This window comes from Pseudomonas sp. 9_2_1, from assembly GCF_059295275.1.
Window position 1 is genome coordinate 757675 of record NZ_CM181239.1, and the last position, 21099, is coordinate 778773.

Consider the following 21099-nt stretch of genomic DNA (forward strand, 5'->3'; position numbering starts at 1 on the left):
GCACGTCTTTTCGGTTTGCAAGGAGTGGTACATGAACATGCGTTTGCTGGCGGGCCTGTTGTTCGCCGTTTCGGTCGTGGGCTTCAGCCTCGGGGCCAGCCTGCCGCTGGTGTCGCTGCGCCTGCATGAGGCAGGGGCGAGTACCCTGGAAATCGGCATCATCTCGGCCATCCCTGCTGCGGGCATGATGCTGTCGGCGTTCCTGGTCGACGCCTGCTGCCGTCATCTCACCCGGCGTACCATCTATCTGCTGTGTTTCAGCCTGTGCACGGTGAGCATCGCCCTGCTGGAGTCGGCGTTCGCCTCGCTGTGGCTGCTGGCGCTGCTGCGCCTGGGGTTGGGGCTTGGCATGGGTATCGCCATCATCCTTGGCGAGTCGTGGGTCAACGAGCTGTGCCCGGAACACAACCGCGGCAAGATCATGGCCCTGTATGCCACCAGTTTTACCGGCTTCCAGGTGCTCGGCCCGGCCATGCTGGCAGTGCTGGGCGCCCACAGCCCGTGGATCACCGGTGTGGTTACCGCCTGCTATGGTCTGGCGCTGCTGTGCATCGTGTTTACAGTACCCAACGACCATGTCGAACATGAAGAAGGCGAAAAGAGCTTCGGCCTGGCCGGGTTCTTTCGGGTGGCACCGGCCTTGTGCGTGGCCGTGCTGTTCTTCTCGTTCTTCGATGCCGTAGTGCTGTCGCTGCTACCCGTCTACGCCACCAGTCATGGCTTTGCGGTAGGTGTGGCCGCATTGATGGTGACCGTGGTGTTTGCCGGCGACATGCTGTTCCAGCTGCCGCTGGGCTGGCTGGCCGACCGGGTGGAGCGCACCGGGCTGCACCTGGTGTGCGGGCTGGTGGCGATGTCGATCGGGATCGGTTTGCCCTGGCTGCTGGGGCTGACCTGGCTGCTGTGGCCGCTGCTGGTGGTGCTGGGCGCGGTGGCGGGGGGGATCTATACCCTGGCGCTGGTGCTGATCGGGCAGCGCTTCAAGGGTCAGGACCTGGTCACCGCCAACGCCAGCGTGGGCTTGCTGTGGGGCGTAGGTAGCCTGGTCGGGCCGCTGGTCAGTGGCGCGGCGATGGGCGTGGCGCCGCATGGTTTGCCTATGGCGCTGGCACTGATGGCCGGGCTGTTCGTGTGCTTTGCCCGGCAGTCGTACCGGCGCGCGGGGCGCTTGCGAGCCTTGGCGGACTGAGCGTTCACACGGCGCTGATGCTCACCCAGTAGCGCGTGCGGTAGTCGACCCGCACCGGCAGGCTGTGGGTAAGCAAGTGCAGAATCTCGCCGATGTCGGCCAACTGGTAGGTACCGGATACCTTCAGGCCAGCTACTTCGGGCGCGCAGCGCAGCAGGCCGGGGCGATACCGGGCAAGTTCGGCGACAAATTCGCCCAGCGGCATCTGTTGCACGCTGAGTACACCGTCGGTCCAGCCCCAAGGGTCGCTGTGCAGTTGCACAGGCTGCACGCTGCCATTGGCCGACACTTGCAAGGTCTGGCCGGCCAGCACCTGCCGGGGTGCGGCCGAGGCGGGGAACAGCGTGACCTCGCCACGGCGCACGGCCAGCAGCAGGCCGCGATCGTTTTCGCGCAGCAACAACTGGCCGTCGCGGGTGGCCAACGGGCCGACGCGGGTGTCGATGCGGAACGGGCGGTTGTCGTCGCGGTTGCTGTCCAGGCTCACCTCGCCGCGCACCAGCTGCAACTGGCGTTCCTCGGCGCTGTAGCGCAGGTCGATGGCGCTGGCAGTGTTGAGCTGGATAAGGCTGCCGTCGCTGCCTTGCAGCTGGCGGCGCTCACCGGTTTCAGTGCTGCTGTCGGCCAGCAATTCCGGCAGGCCCAACGGCTCGCGTGCGGCCCAGCCCAGGCTGCCGCCCACGGCCAGCAGCATCAGCAGCTTGAGTTGGTCGCGGCGGCTGATGCGTTGGCGCTGGCTGCCGTCCAGGGTGCGCCGGCTCAGGTCCTTGGGCAGCCCCGCCAGTTCCTCGCCGAGCTGGCTGACCCGTTGCCAGGCCAAGGGGTTGTGTGGGTGACTGGCCAGCCACTGCTGGAACTGCTGCTCGGTACGCGGGCTGGGGCGGTCGAAGCGGAGCTTGACCAGCCAGTCGATGGCCTGGTCGACCTGCGCCTGCGCGGGCGCGCCATCAGGCATCGGCATAACGCACCCGGTAACAGACGCCCAGGGCTTTGGCCAGGTCGCGCTCGACAGTGGCCCGGGACACCGCCAGTTGCTGGGCAACCTGGGCGATGCTCAAGCCATCGAGTTGGGCCAGCAGAAATGCCTGGCGGGCACGCGGCTTCAGCTGGTGCAAGGCCCGGTCCAGGCGTTCAAGGCTATCGAGGATGATCAGGCGGTGCTCTTCGCTGGGCACTTCGGCCTCGGGCAGGTGCGCCAGGCTTTCCTGGTAGGCCCGCTCCAGCGCGCGGCGGCGGTACTGGTCGATCATCAGGCCGCGGGCGATGCTGCCAAGGTAGGCCCGCGGCTCTTTCAGCGGTGACACCTGGCGAGCACGCAACAAGCGCACGAAGGTATCCTGGGCCAGGTCTGCCGCGTGTTCATTGCAACCGACCCGGCTGCGCAACCAGCTGCGCAGCCAGGCGTGGTGGGACTGATAGAGCAGGGCGACCTCGGCCGGCTTGAACGTGTCGTTGATCTGCATCGTCGCGAAGGCCCGGTCCCGTGATGGATGTGATTGTGAATAGTTCTCAATTCTATGCGGGGACGACCGTGCCGATCAATGGTATGCCAGGAATTAGCCGCGCAAGAACCGGCGTTTCCCCGATGAACGGTTGGGCTAAGCTGGACCTGCAATCGACCCGATGGAGATGCCATGATCCTGGCCGACCTAACCCCCGCAGCCTATCGCGCAGCCAGTGAACAGCTGGCTGCAATCGACCCGGACTGGTCGCGGCACATTGCGGCGATCGGCCCCTGCCTGCACCAGGCGACGCCAGGGCGTGAGCCTTACGAGGCGCTGGTGCGGGCGATTGCCTACCAGCAACTGCATGCCCGTGCCGCCGAGGCGATACTCGGGCGGTTGCTGGCGCTGTTCCCGCAGCAGCCATTCCCGCAGCCGGAGCAGTTGTTGGCGGTTACCCCGGAGGCGATGCGCGCTTGTGGTTTTTCGGCGAGCAAGCTGGCGACGGTCCGGGGCATTGCCCAAGCCCGGCTGGACGGCCTGGTGCCCACGCGGGAGCAGGCCTTGAGCATGACCGACGAGGCCTTGATCGAGCGCCTGGTGGCGCTGCGCGGGGTAGGGCGGTGGACGGTGGAGATGCTGCTTATCTACAGCCTGGAGCGTTCGGACATCCTGCCCGTGGACGATTTTGGCGTGCGCGAGGGATATCGGCGGCTCAAGGGCCTGGACAAGGCACCGACGCCGGCACAGATGCGCTCGCTGGGCGGCGGCTGGCGGCCGTATCGTACCGTGGCGGCCTGGTACCTCTGGCGCGCCTGAGCTGCAGCTTGCGAGAACACGCGGCCCCTGTGGGAGCGGGTTCACCCGCGAAGAGGCCGGCACAGGCAACCCCCTATCTGGACACTTACCATGCCCCCTTACATCACCCCAGACCAACGCTGGCAAGCCGTGGAATCCCGTGATTCGGCCGCCGCCGGCCAATTCGTCTATGCCGTGCGCACCACCGGCATCTACTGCCAGCCCAGCTGCAAATCACGCCTGGCCAAGCGCAGCAACGTCGAGTTCTACGACACCCCCGCCGCCGCCGAAGCAGCCGGCTACCGCGCATGCAAGCGTTGCTCGGCTACCCCAAAGGCCAGCGCCACTCGCCACAGCCAGTTGGTCACCCGGGCCTGCCGCCTGATTGAAACCAGCTACCCGGCGCCCAGCCTTGACCAGCTCAGCGCGCAACTGGCCGTCAGCGCCTTCCACCTGCACCGCCTGTTCAAGGCCGAAACCGGCCTTACCCCCAAGGCCTACGCCACCGCCTTCCGCGCCCGGCGCCTGCGCGCTCATCTGGAAGACGGCCAGCGCTCGGTCACCGATGCCATCTACGATTCCGGCTACAACTCCAACAGCCGCTTCTACGAAAGCGCCGACCAGCGCCTGGGCATGCGCCCCCGCCAGTACCGCGCAGGTGGCGCCGGGGCAACCATCCACTTTGCGCTCGGCCAGTGTTCACTGGGGGCGATTCTGGTGGCCCAGAGTGAAAAGGGCATTTGCGCGATCCTGCTCGGTGATGACCCCGAGACCTTGCTGCACGACCTGCAGGATCAGTTCCCCAAGGCCCACCTGATCGGTGGCGACAGCGCCTATGAACAGCTGGTAGCCGAAGTGGTCGGCTTTGTCGAAGCCCCGGCACTGGGCCTGGCCTTGCCGCTGGATGTGCAAGGCACGGCCTTCCAGGAGCGGGTGTGGCAAGCCCTGCGCGAGGTGCCGGCCGGCAGCCGGGTCAGCTACACCGACATCGCCGAGCGCATCGGCGCGCCCAAGGCGGTGCGTGCGGTAGCCATGGCCTGCGCGGCCAATCACATCGCCGTGGCCATTCCCTGCCACCGGGTGGTACGCCGGGACGGCGACATCAGCGGCTACCGCTGGGGCGTGGAGCGCAAACAGCAACTGCTCAGGCGAGAAACGGCACTCTCCTGATTGCCTGAAGCCGCGTAGAATCCCCCGCCAAATCGAATTGTAAAGAGGAATATTCGATGAGGCGCCCCAGCCTTGCCCGTTATTGCCCAGGCCTGATGGCCCTGATGGTCCTGCTGCTGGCGCTTGCCAGCCCGGCCTGGTCGGCACCGGCCACGCCGTTGTCGAACCTGGCGAGTGCAGAAGCGCCCGCGCTGGATGAGAACGCCAGCGTCGAGCAGCTGAGCGACCGCCTGGACCAGATCCGCCAAGGTGTCACCAGCGAAGCCAACGACGACCTGCTGGCGCAGCTGCGCCTGGCGGCAGTGCAGGTTCAGCGCCAGGCCGATGCATTGAGTGCCCTGCGCACTGCCGATGTGGAAAAACTCGATGACAAGCTCAAGGTCATCGGCCCGGTGCAACCGGACGAGGCCGCCACCCTGACCCAGCAGCGCAAAGAGCTGCAAGCCGAGAAAAAGGCCCTGGTAGCGCAACAGGACCAGGCCACCAAGCTGACCCAGTCGGCCCGTGACCTGTCCACGCAAATCGTCAACCTGCGCCGCAGCCAGTTCAACTCGCAGATCACCAGTCGCGCAGCCTCGCCGCTGAGCCCGGCATTCTGGCAAAGCATTATCCGCCCCACCCAGGATGACGTCGCCCGCCTGCGTGACCTGCGTGGCGAAACGGCCGACGCCGTGGCCAGCGCTTTCAACGCTGACCACCGCTGGGTGTTCATCGCCAGCCTGGTGGCGGCGATCCTGGTGTGGACAGTGGTGCGAGGCTTGATCGAGCGCTCGCTGGCCCATGCCATGGTGCGCTGGCTGCCCGAAGGCCGGTTGCGCCGCAGTGCCCTGGCGCTGGGTGTCAGCCTGGCAACCCTGGGCACCATTGCGGGCTCTGTGTCGTTGCTGCGTTGGGGCCTTGAAAGCAGCGCCGAGCTGGGCTCGGACATTGCCAGCCTGACCAACCACGTGCTCACGCTGGTGGTGTTCAGCGCCTTCATCACCGGGCTTGGCCGCGCCATGTTGATGCTGCAACGCCCGTCCTGGCGCCTGCCCGCCATTCACGACGAAGTGGCCACGGCACTGGGCTGGTTCCCCAAGCTGCTGGCCCTGGCGCTGATGGTGATGGTGACCCTGGAGCGCATCAACAGCGTGATCGGCGCCAGCCTGGCACTGACGGTGGCCGTCAACGGCGTGACCGCGCTGGTGGTTGCGATCATTTTTGCGGTCGCCTTGCTGCGTTACCGGCGTACCCTGCGCAAGCATGACCTGGAGCGCCCCACTGGCCTGGCGGGGCTGATCCCGTTCGTGATGGTGGTGTGGCTGGTGCTGATCTTGCTGGCGCTGCTCACCGGCTACCTCACGCTTGCCTACTTCCTGACTGCCAAGTTGCTGTGGGTAAGCCTGGTAGCCACCTGTGCCTACCTGCTGACCACCTTCTTGGGCGACCTCTGCGAAACCCTGCTGTCACCACGGCAGCCAGGTGGCCTGGCACTGGCGTCAAGCCTGGGCCTGGCGCCGCGCCACCAGGCGCAGGCCAGCACCATTCTTGCCGGTATCGGCCGTACGGTGCTGCTGTTCCTGGCCTTGTTGCTGGCACTGATGCCGTCGGGTACCAGCCCGGGTGAATTGCTGCTCAGCCTGGGTGACTGGGACGGCACCGGTGGCAAGGTGCTCGGCAACCTGAATATCGTGCCCCAGGACATTCTGCTGGCGCTGGTGATGTTCTTCGGTGGCCTGTTCGGCATCCGTGTGGTCAAGCGCTGGCTGAGCGAGCGCCTGCTGCCGGAAACCGACATGGATGCTGGCATGCGCGCCTCGCTGGTGACCCTGGTGGGTTACCTGGGCTTCCTGTTCCTGGCCATGCTGGTGATGTCGACCCTGCGCATCAACCTCACCAGCCTGACCTGGGTGGTCAGTGCCCTGTCGGTGGGTATCGGTTTCGGCTTGCAGCAGATCGTGCAGAACTTCATCTCCGGCTTGATCCTGCTGACCGAGCGCCCGGTGAAGGTGGGCGACTGGGTCAGTCTGGCCGGCGTCGAGGGCGATATCCGCCGCATCAACGTGCGCGCCACCGAGATCCAGATGTCCGACCGTTCGACGGTGATCGTGCCCAACTCGCAGTTCATTTCGCAGAACGTGCGCAACGTGACCATGGGCAATGCGCTGGGTGTGGTCGGCATTACCCTGACCTTGCCATTGGAGACCGATGCCAATCGGGTACGTGAACTGCTGCTGGCGGCGTACCACGAGCATGAGGCGATTCTGGATGCGCCGGCTACTTCGGTGTCGTTCAAGGACCTGACTGCAAGCGGCATGGTGATCGGCGTAAGTGGCTACGTGGCGGGGCCGCGGCAGGTCTCCGGTACCCGCAGCGATCTGCTGTTCACCATCCTTGGCCGGTTGCGTGACGAGGGGATCGCCCTGTCCTCGCCGCAGAGCATGGTGCTGGTGCAAGAGGGCGGGCGGCCGGCTGACGAGCCGGTGTAAATGCCTGGGGCGCCAAGCGCCCCCGGCTTCAATGCTGCTTGGCCTGCCTGATCCTCAGCAGAATCACCAGCAGCACCAGCAAAACCGGCGGCGCCATGGCCATCAAGCCGTCACGCGCCGTCAACCCCAGCCCCAGCACATTCAACCCGCCATACAGCAACTTGAACAGGTTCAGCAGGTAGTAGGTGATGGCAATGATCGACAGCCCCTCCACTGCCCGCTGGATCTTCACCTGGGCATCGGCCCGGGTATTGAGGCTGCGCAAGATCCCGGCATTCTGTTCTTCCATTTCCACCTGCACCCGCGCCTGCAACAGGTCGCCCAGGTTGGCCACATTCTTCGCCAACTGCTCCAGCCGCTGTTCGGTGGCCGCGCAGTAGCGCACGGTGGGCTTGAATCGGCGCTCGATGAACACCCCCAGGCGCTGGCAGTCGCCCACGTGGCTTTCGCGCAGTTCGCCCAGGCGCTCGAACACCAGTTGCGCATACGCCTGGGTGGCACCGAAGCGGTGGCGGGTTCTGACTGTGCGGCTGACCACCTGGCGTGACAGGTGGGCGATGGCGTCCAGCAACCCTTTGGAGTCATGGCCGTCCCCGCCGGCGCTGCGCTCCGACAGGCTGACCAGGGTTTTGTCGAAGGCATCCAGTTCCTGGCTCAACTGCTTGGCCGTGGTCAGCGTCAGCGAGGCCATCATGCGGTAGGTCTCGATTTCCAGCAGGCGGCGAATCATGCGGCCCTGGCGGTAGGCATTGAGGCGGCGGTTGATGAACAGCAAGCGGTTGCTGCCGTCTTCGGTCAGGCGGAAATCGCTCCACACCACCGCGTCACCACCGCCTACGCATGAACCGCAGGGGTCCTTGAAACCGTAGTGGGCCAGGTCCAGGTCCTGTTCATCGCGTACCAGTATCTGCACGGCGTTGATCACCTGCGCAGCTTGCGGGGCGATAGCGTCGACCAGGACCGGGGGTAGGGCCTGCCACTCAGTGCCGGCGGCAGTGCAGGGCACCACCAGCGTCAGGGTGAAGAACTCGGTGTGCCTTTCCCACTTGAACGGCTGGCCATTGAGGCAGGTGATGCCTTGGGCGGCTGCGGTGTCCACGGCATCCGGGCAGCAACGTTGCAGCAGCGCCGTACAGGCAGCATCGCCGCCGAGCAGGGCCAGGTGGAAGACATGCGCCGGGCCGTCGAAGTACAGCGACGGGCGGGCGTGCAGTTCGTTGTGCAAGGCGGTGCGATGAGGGTGCATGGGTGGTCCGGCCTGGTGTTGTGATTGTGGGGGTACCAGGAAGTGGGACTTTGCGCGGGAAGGGGAAAGTCACGCGGGACAGAGGTTTGTGTTTCCTGGTCTGGCTCTTCGCGGGTGAACCTGCTCGCACAGACCTGGCGTCGCTCCCCGGAACTGGATGACCGTTCGTAACGCAAAGTGATTTACAGCTATACATTTGCGTTACGCTTTCGTAGGCTTTGCCTAATCGACAGAATGGGTCGATCTGGTGGCCCGCGTGGTACGGGCGAGGAGTCATCCATGGGTGAAGTGCATACACGGGACCGCAGCAAAACGGTGCCATTGAACATGAGGGTTGCCGAGCATCGCCGCGACCTGATCGACGCTGCAGTTGAAGTTGTTGGCGGTGATCGCACCAGCTTTGTGCTTGAAGCTGCCTGCAAGCGGGCCGAGGAAGTGCTCATGGAGCAACGCTTGTTCCTGCTTGATGAACAAGCCTATGACGCATTCACCCAGGCACTGGAAGACAACCCTATCAGGAGCAACGAATGCGTGAAGAAGCTGCTGGCAAGGCCGAAGCGCTGGCGCTGAGTGCTCCACAAGTGTTGAACGCGGACCATGACCTTGGCCAGTTCGATTGTGGGGAAGCCTCCATCAACAGCTACTTGTGGGACAAGGCACTGAAGGCCCAGCATGCCAAGCACGCGGTGGTCTATGTCAGCTGTTTTGCAGGCACCAACGCCGTCGCTGGTTTTTACACGTTGTCGAATGGGTCTGTGGCACGGGGCCACGGTGTATCGGCTCGCCTGCGCCGCAATGCGCCTGACCACCTGCCGGTGGTCGTATTGGGGCGCATGGGTGTAACCCGCCAGGCTGCGGGGCAGGGTGTGGCAACCGACCTCCTGCAGGATGCGATCGAACGAGCACTGGCCGCCTCGGAGGTCGTGGGCTGCGTCGCGATGATCGTGCATCCCCTTAGCGAGCGGCTGGAGAAGTTCTATGCCAAAAATGCTGGCTTCCGCCTCTGCCCCGAGCTGTCACCCAAGACGATGATGATGTCGCTGAAATAATCAGCCGAGGCACCGCGTCACATGCTTGACCGACTGATAGGCCGCCAGGCCCCAAGGCCCGAGCTCCCGCCCGATTCCACTGCCCTTGGTGCCGCCCCACGAGGTCTCGACGAACACCGCCTGCACCGAGTTGATCCACACATGGCCGACTTCCAGCGCGTCGGCCACCCGCTCGGCGCGTTCCAGGTCGGCAGAGCACACGGTAGCCACCAGCCCGAAGCGGCTGTCGTTGGCTTCGGCAATCGCCTGCTCCTCGGTAGCGAAGCGCCGTGCGCACAGCACCGGGCCGAAGATTTCCTCGCTCCACAGGCGGCTGCCCTTGGGCACATCGGTGTACAACGTCGGGCTGACGAACCAGCCCTCACGGTCCAGCGCCTTGCCACCGGCCAGGCAGCGCAAGCCTTCTTCCCGCGCCGTGGCAAAGTAGCTGGCCACTTTCAGCCACTGCGCCTGGCTGGTCAGCGGCCCCATGTCGACTTCCTCGGTCAGCGGGTTGCCCACCCGTAGATGTTCCAGTGCGGCCTGCAAACGCGGCAGCAATGCATCGGCAATGCCGTCCTGCACCAGCAGCCGCGACGTGGCCGAGCACATCTGCCCGGCGTTCCAGCTGATACCGGCGACGATCCACGCCACCGCCTGGTCGACATCACAATCATCGAACACCACGATCGCCGACTTGCCGCCCAGCTCCAGTGTCACTGGCCGGCACTGCGCCGATGCGCTGCGCATCACCTGGCTGCCGACACTGTTGCTGCCGGTGAACGACAGCTTGTCCAGGCCGTTGTGGCTGCTTAGCGCAGCGCCGGTTTCGGCCTTGCCGTTGACGATGTTCAGCACGCCTGCCGGCAGGCCAATCGCCTCGGCGATCTGGCCGTAGGCTAGTTCGATCAGTGGGGTAACTTCCGAGGGCTTGAGCACCACGGTGCAACCCGCGGCCAGGGCCGGAGCGAGCTTCCAGGCGCTGGTCACCAGCGGGAAGTTCCACGGCACGATCAGCCCGACCACGCCTACCGGCTCCAGGCGTGTGCGCGCCGTGAAGCCCGCCGCAGCCAGTGGCACGTCACGGTTTTTCGACGGTAGCTGTTCGGCCAGTTCGGCGTAGTAGGCGAACGTGGCGATGGCGTCGTCCAGGTCAATTTCCGCCTCATGGCGTGGCTTGCCGTTGTTGCGCATCTGCAACGCAATCAACGCTTCGCGACGCTGCCCCAGCTGCTCGGCAAACCCGCGCAAGCAGGCAGCGCGCTCGCTGGCGCTGGTGTTCTTCCAGGCGGGCAGGGCGCCACGGGCGGCAGCCACGGCCTGGTCGACCTGGGCCACGCTCGCGGCCATGAATTCAGCAAAGGGCAGCCCGAGCGCAGGGTCGTTGACGCTGATGCAGTCGCTGCCCTGGCCTTCGACCCAGCGGCCGGCAATGTAGTGGGAAGTGGTCATGGTCGGTTTCCAGTCAGGCCATTTCGGCAGTGGTTACCGGCGTGTGCGCAGTGCTTTTGCAGCGCACCCAACGCGGCCCACGGGGGCCATACACGCCAGCAGGTTCAGGGAAAAGGTTGAGCAGCAGCAGGTACAGCACGCCGGCCAGCCCCAGGGTTACCGGCAGGCTCACGTCGATGCCGCCGGCCAGGTCGCCCAGCGGGCCGACGAACTGCCCCGGCAGGTTGACGAAGCACAGGCCGACCGCTGCGCTGGGCAGCCATGCGCCCATGCCGCGCCAGTTCCAGCCATGCAGGAACCAGTAGTGGCCGCCGCGCTGGCCGCGGGTAAACACCTGCAAGTCATCGGCATGGTAGAAACTGCGGCGGGTGATCAGCCCGAGAATCATGATCACCATCCACGGGCTGGTGCAGGTGATGATCAGCACGGCGAAGGTCGACACGCTCTGCACCAGGTTGAAGGTGAAGCGGCCAACGAAGATGAAGCCGATTGCCAGCACGCCGATCAGCAATGTGGCGCCGGCACGGCTGAGCAAACGCGGGAACACGCTCGACATGTCCAGGCCAGTGCCATACAGCGCGGTGGTGCCGGTGGACATGCCGCCGATCACCGCAATCAGGCATACCGGCAGGAAGAACCAGCTCGGTGCTACCGCCAGCAGGCCGCCGACATAGTTGTTGGCGGCGATGTAGTCCGGTGCGTGGGTGGCCACCAGGGTGGCGGTGCACAGGCCGAACAGAAACGGGATCAGCGTCGCACCCTGCGCTGCAACTACTGCCAGCATGATGCGCGCCTTGGGCGTTTCACGCGGGATATAGCGTGACCAGTCGCCAAGAAAAGCGCCGAACGAAACCGGGTTACTCATGGCCAGGATCGCCGCGCCGACGAAGGCTGCCCAGAAGCCTGCCTGGCCAAGGTTGACGCTGCCCGCATAGCCGGCATCGAACGGCCCGGCGAAGGCGACAATGCCCAGCAGGAACAGCAGGCTCGAGGCCCACACGGCAATCTTGTTGACCCACAACATGAAACGGAAGCCGAAGATGCACACCACCAGCACCAGCACGGCGAACAAGCCATAGGCCAGGCCCAGGGTCAGGTCGGTTTCCGGCAGGCCGGCCAGGCGCTTGGCACCGCCGACCAAGGCATCACCCGAGCTCCACACCGACAACGAAAAGAACGCCACCGCAGTGAGCAGCGACAGGAACGAGCCGACGATACGCCCGTGCACACCAAAGTGTGCGCCAGACGACACGGCGTTGTTGGTGCCGTTGATTGCCCCGAACAGGCCCATTGGCGCGAGAATCAGCGCACCCACGGCGACGCCGAGCAAGATCGCCCACACGCCCGCCTGGAACGACAGCCCGAACAGTACCGGGAAGCTGCCCAGCACGGCTGTGGCAAAGGTATTGGCGCCGCCGAAGATCAGGCGGAACAGGTCCAGCGGGGCGGCGTCGCGTTGATCGTCGGGGATCTGTTCGACGCCATTGGTCTCGATACCGGTCGAGTGGCTCATGGTGATGCTCCAGCGCGGTTGTTGTGGGCCGGCGCAGTGCGCGGGCCTTGTTGTGGGTGCGATGGCAGGGCGGCAAGGCCGCTAGAAACAACGATCAGGCTGGTGATGCGACCGACAGGTGCTCGTGGCAGGCGAGCCACTGCTCACCCTGGCGGCGGAAGACGATGGTCTCGCGCTCGCTCAACTGGTGGTCTTCACCGGCGATGCGGATATGCGTGGCTACATCGTGCATGAAGATGGCCACGTCCCCTTGCAGGCTCACATGGGCATTACCCGACTCGCAGGCCAGCACTGCAAAGCCCTCTGCCTGCCACTGGGCCCAGAGCTGCTCGTAGGCACGGCGCGACAGCAGCGGTTGCGGCAAGGTGTGGAAAAGGAACGTGGCGTCTTCGCTGAAGCAGGCGAAATAGCGGGCGGTGTCGTTGCTGGCAAACGCGGCAACGAGGGCAGCGGCGGCTTGCCGTACCTGGAGTGTCTGGTCCACGGGAGTGGCCTCACGGTTTTTGTGATTGTGGTGAAGCGATTCTGGTGGCGATGGGCGAGGGGAAAAATCGCTGGCGGCAAATAATCAGTTCAGGAATTTGTGAAGTGATGTTCGTGCTTCCTTTACCCCGTGATGTCCCTGGATTAAGGTGAGCGCGGTCGTGGTAATCATTTTGTGGCAGTTACGCACCGGTGTCGCGACGCTCTCGATTCCCATGGACCGCAGGCAATGAGCAACTACCAACCACCGCTGACTGTGACTCCTCGGATTCTGGCACTGGTAGCCGAAATCAGTGAGCAAGTGGGTTTTTTGACTACCTACTGCGATGCAGCGCTGACACCGCAGCTGCGCCGTGGTAACCGTATTCGCACTATCCAGGCATCACTGGCGATAGAAAACAACACCTTGAGCGTAGAGCAGGTAACAGCGTTGCTCGACGGCAAGCGCGTGATGGGCTTGCCGCGTGAAATCCAGGAGGTGCGCAATGCATTCGCTGCGTATGACGCGATGCCAGGTTGGCGTGCCGACGCCCAGAGTGATCTGCTCGCTGCGCACGGTTTGCTGATGCATGGGCTGATTGATGACGCTGGCCGCTATCGTCGGGGTGGCGTAGGCATTTACCGCGGCTCCCGTCTGCTGCATATGGCACCACCTGCCAGTCGAGTCGCGACACTGGTACAGGATTTACTTGATTGGCTGGCAAGCAACGATTGGCACCCGCTGATCACCAGCTGTGTTTTCCATTACGAGTTTGAATTCATTCACCCGTTTGCAGATGGCAATGGGCGAATGGGGCGGCTCTGGCAGACCCTGTTGCTCAGCCGGTGGCGGCCGGTGCTGGCGTTCCTACCGGTGGAAACGGTTATTCGAGAGCAGCAGGACGCTTACTACGCTGCCCTGGCGGCGGCTGACCAAGCCGCGGAATCAACCCCTTTTGTTGAATACATGCTCGGAGCCTTGCTGCAGGCGCTTGTCGAAGCCAAACAAAGCAATCCAGCGACCGACCAAGTAACCGACCAAGTAACCGACCAAGTAGCGAGTCTCTTGAATGTAATGCCTGTGGGTATCGCCTTGAAGGCCGGGGAGCTTATGCAACAGCTGGGTCTTTCGCACCGGGCCACATTCCGCAAGAGTTACTTGCACCCGGCCCTCGCTGCTGGATTGATCGAGATGACAGACCCTGATTCTCCTCGTAGTCCCAAGCAGCGGTATCGGCGCGTTACAAAGTAGGCTCGTTAGCGAAAAACTCAAATACGGCCACTGCTCTGGGGCGGCCATCGACCAGAAGCCGCTGTTGAGCCCAACAACAATCCTTGTGGGAGCGGCGGTGCGGCGCTCCCACAGGGATTGCATCAGGACTTTCAGGTGCTTTTGCAGAGCACCTGTCATCTGCTGCAACCAATATTCAGCAACCTTTCCGCCATCTCCCCTGATGCCGGCACGGCAAGCGAAGCAGCAAACTGCCATGGATCAACCATACTGACTCTTCATTCGCCCTGTGGAGAGGGACATGTCGAAGCCATCAAGGAAAAAAGCCACCCAGGACCAGCACGAGAAACTGGGTGGCAAGGCTTACGAAAAAGCGCTCAAGCCCCTGCATGTCGAGCTGGTCAAGCTGCAGGAGTGGGTGGTGGCCAAGGGCTTGAAGGTGTGCATTGTCTTCGAAGGCCGCGACGGTGCAGGCAAGGGCGGCACCATCAAGGCCATCACCGAGCGCGTCAGCCCCCGGGTGTTTCGCGTAGTGGCGCTGCCGGCTCCGACCGAGCGGGAAAAAACCCAGATGTACGTGCAACGCTACCTGGGCCACCTGCCCGCAGCAGGCGAAGTGGTGATCTTCGACCGCAGCTGGTACAACCGCGCCGGTGTCGAGCGGGTGATGGGTTTTTGCAGCGATGAGCAGGCCAGCAAGTTCCTCAGTGTGGTGCCGCTGTTCGAGAAGATGATGGTCGAGTCGGGCATCATTCTTGTCAAATACTGGCTTGAAGTCAGCGCCGAAGAGCAGACCCGCCGCCTGCAGGACCGCATCAACGACGGCCGCAAGCTATGGAAGCTGTCGCCGATGGACCTCAAGTCGTATACCCGCTGGGATGCCTACACCAAGGCCCGCGACGACATGTTCGCCGCCTCCGACTCGTCATGGGCGCCGTGGTTCGTAGCCCATTCCAACGACAAGCGCCGCGCCCGGCTGAACATCATCAGCCACATGCTGACGCGCATTCCCTACAAGGACATCACCCGCGAGCAGATCGTGAAGCTGCCCAAACGCGGCAAGATCGGCAAATACCAGCCCTTGGCCTACCCGTTCAAAGCGGTCGAAGAGCGTTTCTGATCCCGCCCTTGCGGGCAATAGCGAGGGTGCGAGTCTATGCCACATGACGGCAGCTTGCTGCAGGCGACAGTGGTGTTCCTGTTGGCTGTGGTGCTTCTTGTGCCGCTTGCGCAGCGGTTGAAAATGGGCGCAGTCCCCGGCTATCTGTTGGCCGGTATGCTGATCGGGCCCTCGGTGCTTGGCCTGCTGAACAACCCGGACAACGTTGCACGCCTGTCGGAGATGGGTGTGGTCATGCTGTTGTTCGTCATTGGCCTTGAGCTTTCCCCCAGGCGCTTGTGGACCATGCGCCGGGCGTTGTTTGGCGTTGGCACATTGCAGGTGGGCCTGACGGCACTGCTACTGGGGCTGTGCGCCTATTTCCTGTTTGACCAATCAAAGGCGGCTGCAATCGTGCTGGGGCTGGGCCTGGCCTTGTCATCCACGGCCTTTGGCCTGCAGGTACTGGCCGAGCGCAAGGACCTGGGCAAGCCACACGGGCGCCTGGCCGTGGCAATTCTGTTGTTCCAGGACATTGCTGCCATTCCACTGATTGCCGTGGTGCCAATGCTGGGGGGGGATAGCAGTGCCGCCGAAGAACGTGGCTGGCCGGTGCTCGCGGTATTGGCCGGTATTGGCGTGCTGATCGTGTTCGGCCGCTACCTGTTCACCCCGGTCTTCAAATGGACGGTCGGCTCGGGTTTGCCAGAGCTGTCGACGGCTACCGCGTTGCTGGTGGTGCTGGGGGCGGCCTGGCTTATGGAGCATGTGGGGGTGTCGATGGCGCTGGGCGCCTTCCTGGCTGGCGTGCTGATGGCAGATTCGCCGTTTCGACATGAGCTGGAAACCCAGATCGAGCCGCTCAAAGGCCTGCTCCTCGGGCTGTTTTTCGTCGGTGTCGGCATGAGTGCCGACCTGCGGCTGCTGTTTGGCATGCCGCTGATAGTGTTGGGTCTGACATTGTTGCTGATGGCAGTCAAGTTACCCCTGCTGTTTGGGCTGGCACGCACGGCGGGCGGGCTCAACAGGGCCCAGGCCTTGTGCCTGGCGGTGGTGCTGGCGTCTGGCGGGGAGTTTGCGTTCGTGGTGTTCAAGCTGGCGCTTGACCATCAGGTGCTGACGCAGCAAGTGCACGATCTGCTGGTACTGGCCATCACCTTGTCGATGGCCGTGGTGCCCTTGGTGATGATGGCCCTGGCCCGGCAGTTGCGTGATGACAACCCTGCGCAGCCAAGCCCTGAAACGGGCCACTGACCGCGCCATGCGGCGCACTGAGTGTTCGGAGGTGATCCATGCAGCCGAGTTTCAAGCTGGACAGCAATCTGTCACGGGGGTTGCTCGATGTACTCATCAAGGCTGGCCTGGTGGCTGCTCTGGTGGTGTTCGCCTTCCAGACGTTCCAGCCATTCCTGGAGTTGATGCTGTGGGCGATGATTCTGGCGATTACCTTGTACCCACTGCATCGTCGCCTTCAGCACCGCACCGGGCTCAAGCACGGCTATGCAGCGACACTGGTGGTGGTGCTGCTGCTGTTGGTGTTGTTGGTGCCGATCTACCTGGTAGTGATGTCCATCGGTGAGTCGGTGGACAGCATGGTGGGCCTGCTCAGGAGCGGTGCCTGGAGTGTGCCTTCACCCCCTGAGTCGGTGGCTGCCTGGCCGCTGATCGGGCCGAAGGTGCATGCGCTCTGGCTGGCCGCCTCCCAGAACATGGCCAGCGTCCTGAACCAATGGATGCCCCAGCTCAAGGGCGCCGGGCTTACCCTGCTGGGGGCTGCAGCCAGTGCTGGCGGGGCCTTCCTGCTGTTTATCGGAGCAATAATCATTTCTGGGGTGCTCATGGCTTTTGGTGAGCGTGGCGAAGTTGCAGCGCAGCGCATCGCCATGCGGGTATCGGGCGAAGAGCGTGGCAAGCCGCTGGCCAGACTGTGCACGGCTACCATACGCGCAGTGGCGCAAGGCGTGATCGGCATTGCCTTTATTCAGATGCTGCTGATCGGTGTCGGTTTTGTAGTGAAGGGCGTCCCCGGGGCCGGGATGCTGGCCATTGTCATCCTCATGCTGGGCATTGCCCAGGCACCGGCTACCTTGATTACGCTGCCGGTCATCATCTATGTGTTCAACGCCGAAGGCTTCACCGTGGCGACTGTGATTTTCGCCATCTACACCTTCGTCGCCGGGCTGGCCGACAACGTGCTCAAGCCGCTGTTGCTGGGGCGAGGGGTTGATGTGCCGATGCCAGTGGTGCTTATCGGGGCTCTGGGCGGCATGGTGGTCAAAGGCATCATCGGCCTGTTCATCGGTCCGGTGATCCTGGGCGTGACTTACGTACTGTTCTGGCAATGGGTTGCGCTGCAGGTGCCGGAGCAGCCGGCGCCACCTGCGCCCTGAGCTTGCCATGGCCAACCGCTGGCATGGCCTTGCGCTGCTGATTGTGCTGGCGGGGTGTACCCGGGTCGGGCCGGATTTCGCAGCGCCTCAGACCCCGTGGCTGGGTGGCTGGAGTACGCCGTTGCTAGAGCAGGCGGTGCGTAGCGCTGCGGCGCCTGATTTGCGCCAGTGGTGGGCGGTGTTCACCGACCCGACGCTGGACGCGCTGATTTCCGAGGCCGATACCAATAACACCAACCTGCGCGTGGCAGGCCTGCGTATCGCTGAAGCCCGCGCCCAACTGGCCATCGTGCAGTCCGGTCGCTATCCGCAATTGCAGCAGTTGAGTGCGCAGAGCTTGTACCTGAAGCAGAACCAGTCTGGTACTGCCAGCGCTCGTGACTCGGTGTTCTGGCAGGCCAGCGTCGGTTTCGACATCGCTTGGGAAGTCGACTTCTGGGGCCGATTCAGTCGGGCAATCGAAAGCGCTGATGCCGTTTATTTCGCCTCCCAGGCCAACTACGCCGACGCCATGCTGCTGTTGCGAGCGCAGGTGGCTGACACCTATTTCGCCCTGCGTACAGCCGAGGCGCGGCTGGATATTGCGCAACAGAACGCCCGGCGCCAGGCACGTAGCCTGGAGATCACCGAACGGCTGTTCCGCCACGGTGAAAATGATGAACTGGACTGGCAACAGGCGCGTACCCAGTATCTGGCCACCCAGGCCACCATCCCGGAGTTCGAAAACCAGCTCAATGCCTTGCGCAACGTGCTGTGCTCGCTGCTGGGTCGTCCGCCAGGACCGCTGCCCCAGCTGGATGCGCAACACGGCGTTTTGCCTTTGCCGGACCGCGCCGTGCTTCACGACGTACCTGCCAGCCTGTTGCAACGGCGGCCGGACATTCGTGCCGCTGAACAGGCCGTGGCGGCGCAGTCTGCGCTGGTGGGCGTGGCCGAGGCGGACCTTTATCCACAACTGAGCCTTCTCGGCAGTATCGGCTGGACCTTGTTGTCGGCCAGTCACCTGCCCGACACCTTCGAGCTCGCCGCAGGCCCGAGCCTGATCTGGAACCCCTTCGATTACGGCCGGCGCAAGAACGCCGTCCGCGTGGAGGATGCCCGTCTGCAACAATTGATCGAGTTGTACCATCAGAGCGTGCGCGAAGCCGCCCGTGAGGCGGACGACGCCGCCAGTGGCCTGGTGCGTTCGCTGCAAAGCGCCAGCATTCGCCAGGAAGCCTCTCAGGCTGCCCAGCGTTCGTTGAACCTGGCCAGTTCGCAGTATCAGGAAGGCTTCGCCGACTTCCAGCGCGTGCTCGACGCCCAGCAACTGCTGCTGCAGCAACAGGATGGTTACCTGGTCAGTCGAGGCAATGCGGTGAGTAGCCTGGTGAGCCTGTACAAGGCGTTGGGGGGCGGCTGGGACAACACGCGCAAGCCGATCGACCCTGCCAGCCGCCAGCAGATGGAGAACCGTAGCGATTGGGGCGACCTGCTGAGCGAGCCGGCTGCTGCCAACCCTGAACAAGGTGAGCCAAAATGAGCGACGCCGCACAAACGCCGCCAGCCCCTGACCGCGGCATGCGCTGGATAGTTGTTCTGATCATCGTCAGTCTGGTCTGGTACCTGCTGGCCGACCGTTTTACACCCTACACCCAGCAGGCCCGGCTGCAGGCCTATGTTGTTCCGGTCGCTGCTGAAGTGGCCGGGCAGATCAAACGCGTGGCGGTGGGCAACAACCAGGAAGTGCGCCGGGGTGATGTACTGTTCGAGCTCGATCAAGAGCAGTACAGCATTGCCCTGGCCCGCGCCGAAGCCGATCTCGATACCGTGCGCCGGCAGATCGGCGCCAGTACCGCTGGCATTGATTCGGCCCAGGCCGCGCTGGTGGCGGCCCAGGCCAACGAGCGCAAGGCGCGGCAGGACGCCGCGCGCCTCAAGCGGTTGATCGAAGAAGACCCCGGCACGGTATCGGTGCGTCGGCTGGAAGGCGCCCAGGCAACGCGCGACCAGGCCATAAGCCAGGTAGCGGCGGCGCGTGCCGAAGTCGAGCGCGCCCGTGAACAGCAGGGCGGCGCCGAGGCCGACAACGCGCAACTGCGCAGCGCGACGGCCAACGTGGAAAAAACCCGTCTGGACCTGGCTCGCACCGTGGTGCGCGCCGATGCCAATGGTTTGATCACCGACCTGCGCACCGATGTTGGCCACTATGTCGGGGCGGGCAGCCCGATGATGACCTTGATCACGATTCATGACGTGTGGATCAGCGCCGACATGACCGAGAACAACCTCGGCCGCCTTCGCCCCGGCACCCCGGTGCTGGTGGTGCTCGACGCATTGCCCGGCACCGTGCTGAAAGGGCGGATACGCAGCATTGGCTACGGCGTGAGCGTGGGCCAGAGCACTCCGCCAGGCACGCTGCCGACTGTGCAGAACAGCCGCGAGTGGTTGCGTTCGGCGCAACGCTTTCCAGTGATAGTCGAACTGGAGCGCGACCAGCTGCAGGACAAGACCGCGCTGCGGGTCGGCGGCCAGGCCGAGGTCATGGCGCTGCCCGGTGAAGGCAATCCGTTGAACCTGCTGGGCCGGATGTTCATGTGGCTGATGAGCTGGCTATCTTATGCCTATTGAGCTGCGCGGCCTGCGTGCCATGCGCCTGGCCTGGGGCGTGGCGTTGTGCTTGGCCGCAAGCTTTGGCATGGGTTTGCCGGTGCCGATCCTGGCGCCGGTGTTCGCGGTGCTGCTGCTGGCCACGCGCAGCCAGCCGCTGCCACTCAAGGCGGCGCCGGCCCTGGCGGTGCTGGTACTGCTCAGTTGTGGCAGCGGGCTGCTGCTGATTCCGCTGTTGCGTCATGCCCCGGCGAGCGGTGTGTTGCTGGTGGGGGTGGGGGTGTTCCTGACCCTGCGCTACGCGCTGAAGGGCGGCAACGGCCTGTTGGCCAACCTGCTGGTAATCGGCTTGACCATGATTGCCGCTGCCGGCACCAGCGACTTCAGCTTGGCGCTGTCGGTGGTCGAAGCGCTGGCCAAAGGCATGCTTCTGGCGGTGTTGGGCTCTGCAGCGGCGCATGCGTTGTTCCCCGAGCCTGCCAATGCGCCACCGCAGCCGGCGCCTGCGCTACTGGGCAGCGAGCATGTGAGCTGGGTGGCGCTGCGTGCCACGCTGATTGTGATGCCTGCCTTTCTGCTGGCGCTGATAGCCCCAGACCAGTACATGCCCCTGATCATGAAAGCGGTGAGCGTGGGGCAACAGGCCGGCGAGACCCGCGCACGCCACGCCAGCCGCGAGCTGATCGGCTCGACCTTGCTGGCGGGGTTGTTGGCGATGCTGCTGTGGGGGGCGCTGAGCCTGTTTGTGCACGTGTGGATGTTCTTTCTGTGGGTGCTGCTGTTTGCTCTCTGGCAGGCGCGACGGTTGTACCAGGCGGTGCCGAACCGGCAGAGTCCGGCGTTCTGGGTCAGCTGCATCACCACCCTGCTGATCCTGCTGGGGCAGTCGGTGCAGGACAGCGCCGGCGGGCAGGATGTGTATAAAGCGTTTGCGGTGCGCATGGCCTTGTTTTTGGCGGTATCGGTGTATGCCAGTGCCATGCTGATCTGGATCGATCGGCGCCGGACCTGCGCAGGATAAC

19 protein-coding genes are annotated in these 21099 nt (G+C 64.1%); 13 read left to right on the plus strand and 6 right to left on the minus strand.

The genetic code is table 11. The annotated features are described in order from the left end of the window. The first annotated feature begins 31 nt into the window (after positions 1–31). The gene (locus AC5O5I_RS03410) at positions 32–1189 is read left to right on the plus strand and encodes an MFS transporter (protein WP_172223607.1); all 1158 of its coding nucleotides are present in this window, start codon (positions 32–34) and stop codon (positions 1187–1189) included. A gap of 4 nt (positions 1190–1193) precedes the next feature. Here the strand turns inward: AC5O5I_RS03410 and AC5O5I_RS03415 are convergent, their stop codons facing one another. Next, the gene (locus tag AC5O5I_RS03415) at positions 1194–2150 is read right to left on the minus strand and encodes a FecR domain-containing protein (protein ID WP_494512078.1); all 957 of its coding nucleotides are present in this window, start codon (positions 2148–2150) and stop codon (positions 1194–1196) included. Next, positions 2137–2652, minus strand: coding sequence for a sigma-70 family RNA polymerase sigma factor (locus AC5O5I_RS03420; protein WP_172223600.1), 516 nt, complete (start codon positions 2650–2652; stop codon positions 2137–2139). Before AC5O5I_RS03420 ends, AC5O5I_RS03415 begins: the two co-directional genes overlap by 14 nt. Before the next feature lie 171 nt (positions 2653–2823). Here AC5O5I_RS03420 and AC5O5I_RS03425 point away from each other — a divergent pair, with 171 nt between their 5' ends. The 3 genes from AC5O5I_RS03425 (at position 2824) to AC5O5I_RS03435 (ending at position 7067) form a co-directional block, all read left to right on the plus strand. After that, positions 2824–3450 carry a DNA-3-methyladenine glycosylase family protein gene (locus AC5O5I_RS03425; RefSeq protein ID WP_172223597.1) on the plus strand — a complete coding sequence of 209 codons (627 nt, stop codon included), beginning with the start codon at positions 2824–2826 and terminating at the stop codon, positions 3448–3450. Positions 3451–3540: 90 nt separating this feature from the next. Continuing rightward, the gene (ada, locus tag AC5O5I_RS03430) at positions 3541–4599 is read left to right on the plus strand and encodes a bifunctional DNA-binding transcriptional regulator/O6-methylguanine-DNA methyltransferase Ada (protein ID WP_172223594.1); all 1059 of its coding nucleotides are present in this window, start codon (positions 3541–3543) and stop codon (positions 4597–4599) included. Between the two features lie 56 nt (positions 4600–4655). Next, positions 4656–7067 (plus strand): DUF3772 domain-containing protein, encoded by a 2412-nt coding sequence (locus tag AC5O5I_RS03435; RefSeq protein ID WP_494512079.1) that lies wholly within the window; start codon positions 4656–4658, stop codon positions 7065–7067. A 28-nt stretch (positions 7068–7095) separates the two neighbouring features. On the opposite strand, the gene AC5O5I_RS03440 is transcribed toward AC5O5I_RS03435, so the two are convergent. Next, positions 7096–8313 (minus strand): DUF3422 domain-containing protein, encoded by a 1218-nt coding sequence (locus AC5O5I_RS03440; RefSeq protein ID WP_494512080.1) that lies wholly within the window; start codon positions 8311–8313, stop codon positions 7096–7098. 279 nt (positions 8314–8592) lie between these two features. Between AC5O5I_RS03440 and AC5O5I_RS03445 the strand changes: the two genes are divergently transcribed. Both AC5O5I_RS03445 and AC5O5I_RS03450 read left to right on the plus strand, forming a co-directional pair. After that, positions 8593–8883 carry a type II toxin-antitoxin system TacA family antitoxin gene (locus AC5O5I_RS03445; protein ID WP_172223584.1) on the plus strand — a complete coding sequence of 97 codons (291 nt, stop codon included), beginning with the start codon at positions 8593–8595 and terminating at the stop codon, positions 8881–8883. Continuing rightward, entirely contained in the window at positions 8841–9362 is a 522-nt protein-coding gene (locus AC5O5I_RS03450) for a GNAT family N-acetyltransferase (RefSeq protein WP_172223581.1), read from the plus strand. Before AC5O5I_RS03445 ends, AC5O5I_RS03450 begins: the two co-directional genes overlap by 43 nt. On the opposite strand, the gene AC5O5I_RS03455 is transcribed toward AC5O5I_RS03450, so the two are convergent. The 3 genes from AC5O5I_RS03455 to AC5O5I_RS03465 all read right to left on the minus strand — a co-directional run bounded on the left by AC5O5I_RS03455 (position 9363) and on the right by AC5O5I_RS03465 (position 12790). Next, positions 9363–10793 carry an aldehyde dehydrogenase family protein gene (locus AC5O5I_RS03455; RefSeq protein ID WP_494512081.1) on the minus strand — a complete coding sequence of 477 codons (1431 nt, stop codon included), beginning with the start codon at positions 10791–10793 and terminating at the stop codon, positions 9363–9365. 13 nt (positions 10794–10806) lie between these two features. Next, a complete protein-coding gene (locus tag AC5O5I_RS03460; protein WP_494512082.1) occupies positions 10807–12306 on the minus strand; it encodes a purine-cytosine permease family protein in 1500 nt (499 codons plus the stop codon). A gap of 94 nt (positions 12307–12400) precedes the next feature. Next, entirely contained in the window at positions 12401–12790 is a 390-nt protein-coding gene (locus tag AC5O5I_RS03465) for a YybH family protein (protein WP_172224556.1), read from the minus strand. Positions 12791–13018: 228 nt separating this feature from the next. Here AC5O5I_RS03465 and AC5O5I_RS03470 point away from each other — a divergent pair, with 228 nt between their 5' ends. From AC5O5I_RS03470 to AC5O5I_RS03500, 7 genes are all read left to right on the plus strand, one after another. Further along, positions 13019–14020 carry a Fic family protein gene (locus AC5O5I_RS03470; RefSeq protein WP_172285934.1) on the plus strand — a complete coding sequence of 334 codons (1002 nt, stop codon included), beginning with the start codon at positions 13019–13021 and terminating at the stop codon, positions 14018–14020. Between the two features lie 280 nt (positions 14021–14300). Further along, complete coding sequence (ppk2, locus tag AC5O5I_RS03475) at positions 14301–15119, plus strand: polyphosphate kinase 2 (protein ID WP_172224550.1); 819 nt, start codon at positions 14301–14303, stop codon at positions 15117–15119. Positions 15120–15155: 36 nt separating this feature from the next. Continuing rightward, positions 15156–16352 (plus strand): monovalent cation:proton antiporter-2 (CPA2) family protein, encoded by a 1197-nt coding sequence (locus tag AC5O5I_RS03480; protein ID WP_172285935.1) that lies wholly within the window; start codon positions 15156–15158, stop codon positions 16350–16352. Between the two features lie 38 nt (positions 16353–16390). Further along, entirely contained in the window at positions 16391–17488 is a 1098-nt protein-coding gene (locus AC5O5I_RS03485) for an AI-2E family transporter (RefSeq protein ID WP_172224544.1), read from the plus strand. Between the two features lie 7 nt (positions 17489–17495). Continuing rightward, complete coding sequence (locus tag AC5O5I_RS03490; RefSeq protein WP_494512083.1) at positions 17496–19010, plus strand: efflux transporter outer membrane subunit; 1515 nt, start codon at positions 17496–17498, stop codon at positions 19008–19010. Continuing rightward, positions 19007–20098: an HlyD family secretion protein gene (locus tag AC5O5I_RS03495; RefSeq protein ID WP_172224538.1), complete on the plus strand. Its 1092-nt coding sequence runs from the start codon at positions 19007–19009 to the stop codon at positions 20096–20098. The genes AC5O5I_RS03490 and AC5O5I_RS03495 overlap by 4 nt, the downstream gene beginning before the upstream one ends. Then, positions 20088–21098: a DUF2955 domain-containing protein gene (locus AC5O5I_RS03500; RefSeq protein WP_172224535.1), complete on the plus strand. Its 1011-nt coding sequence runs from the start codon at positions 20088–20090 to the stop codon at positions 21096–21098. Before AC5O5I_RS03495 ends, AC5O5I_RS03500 begins: the two co-directional genes overlap by 11 nt. Position 21099: the final 1 nt, after the last annotated feature.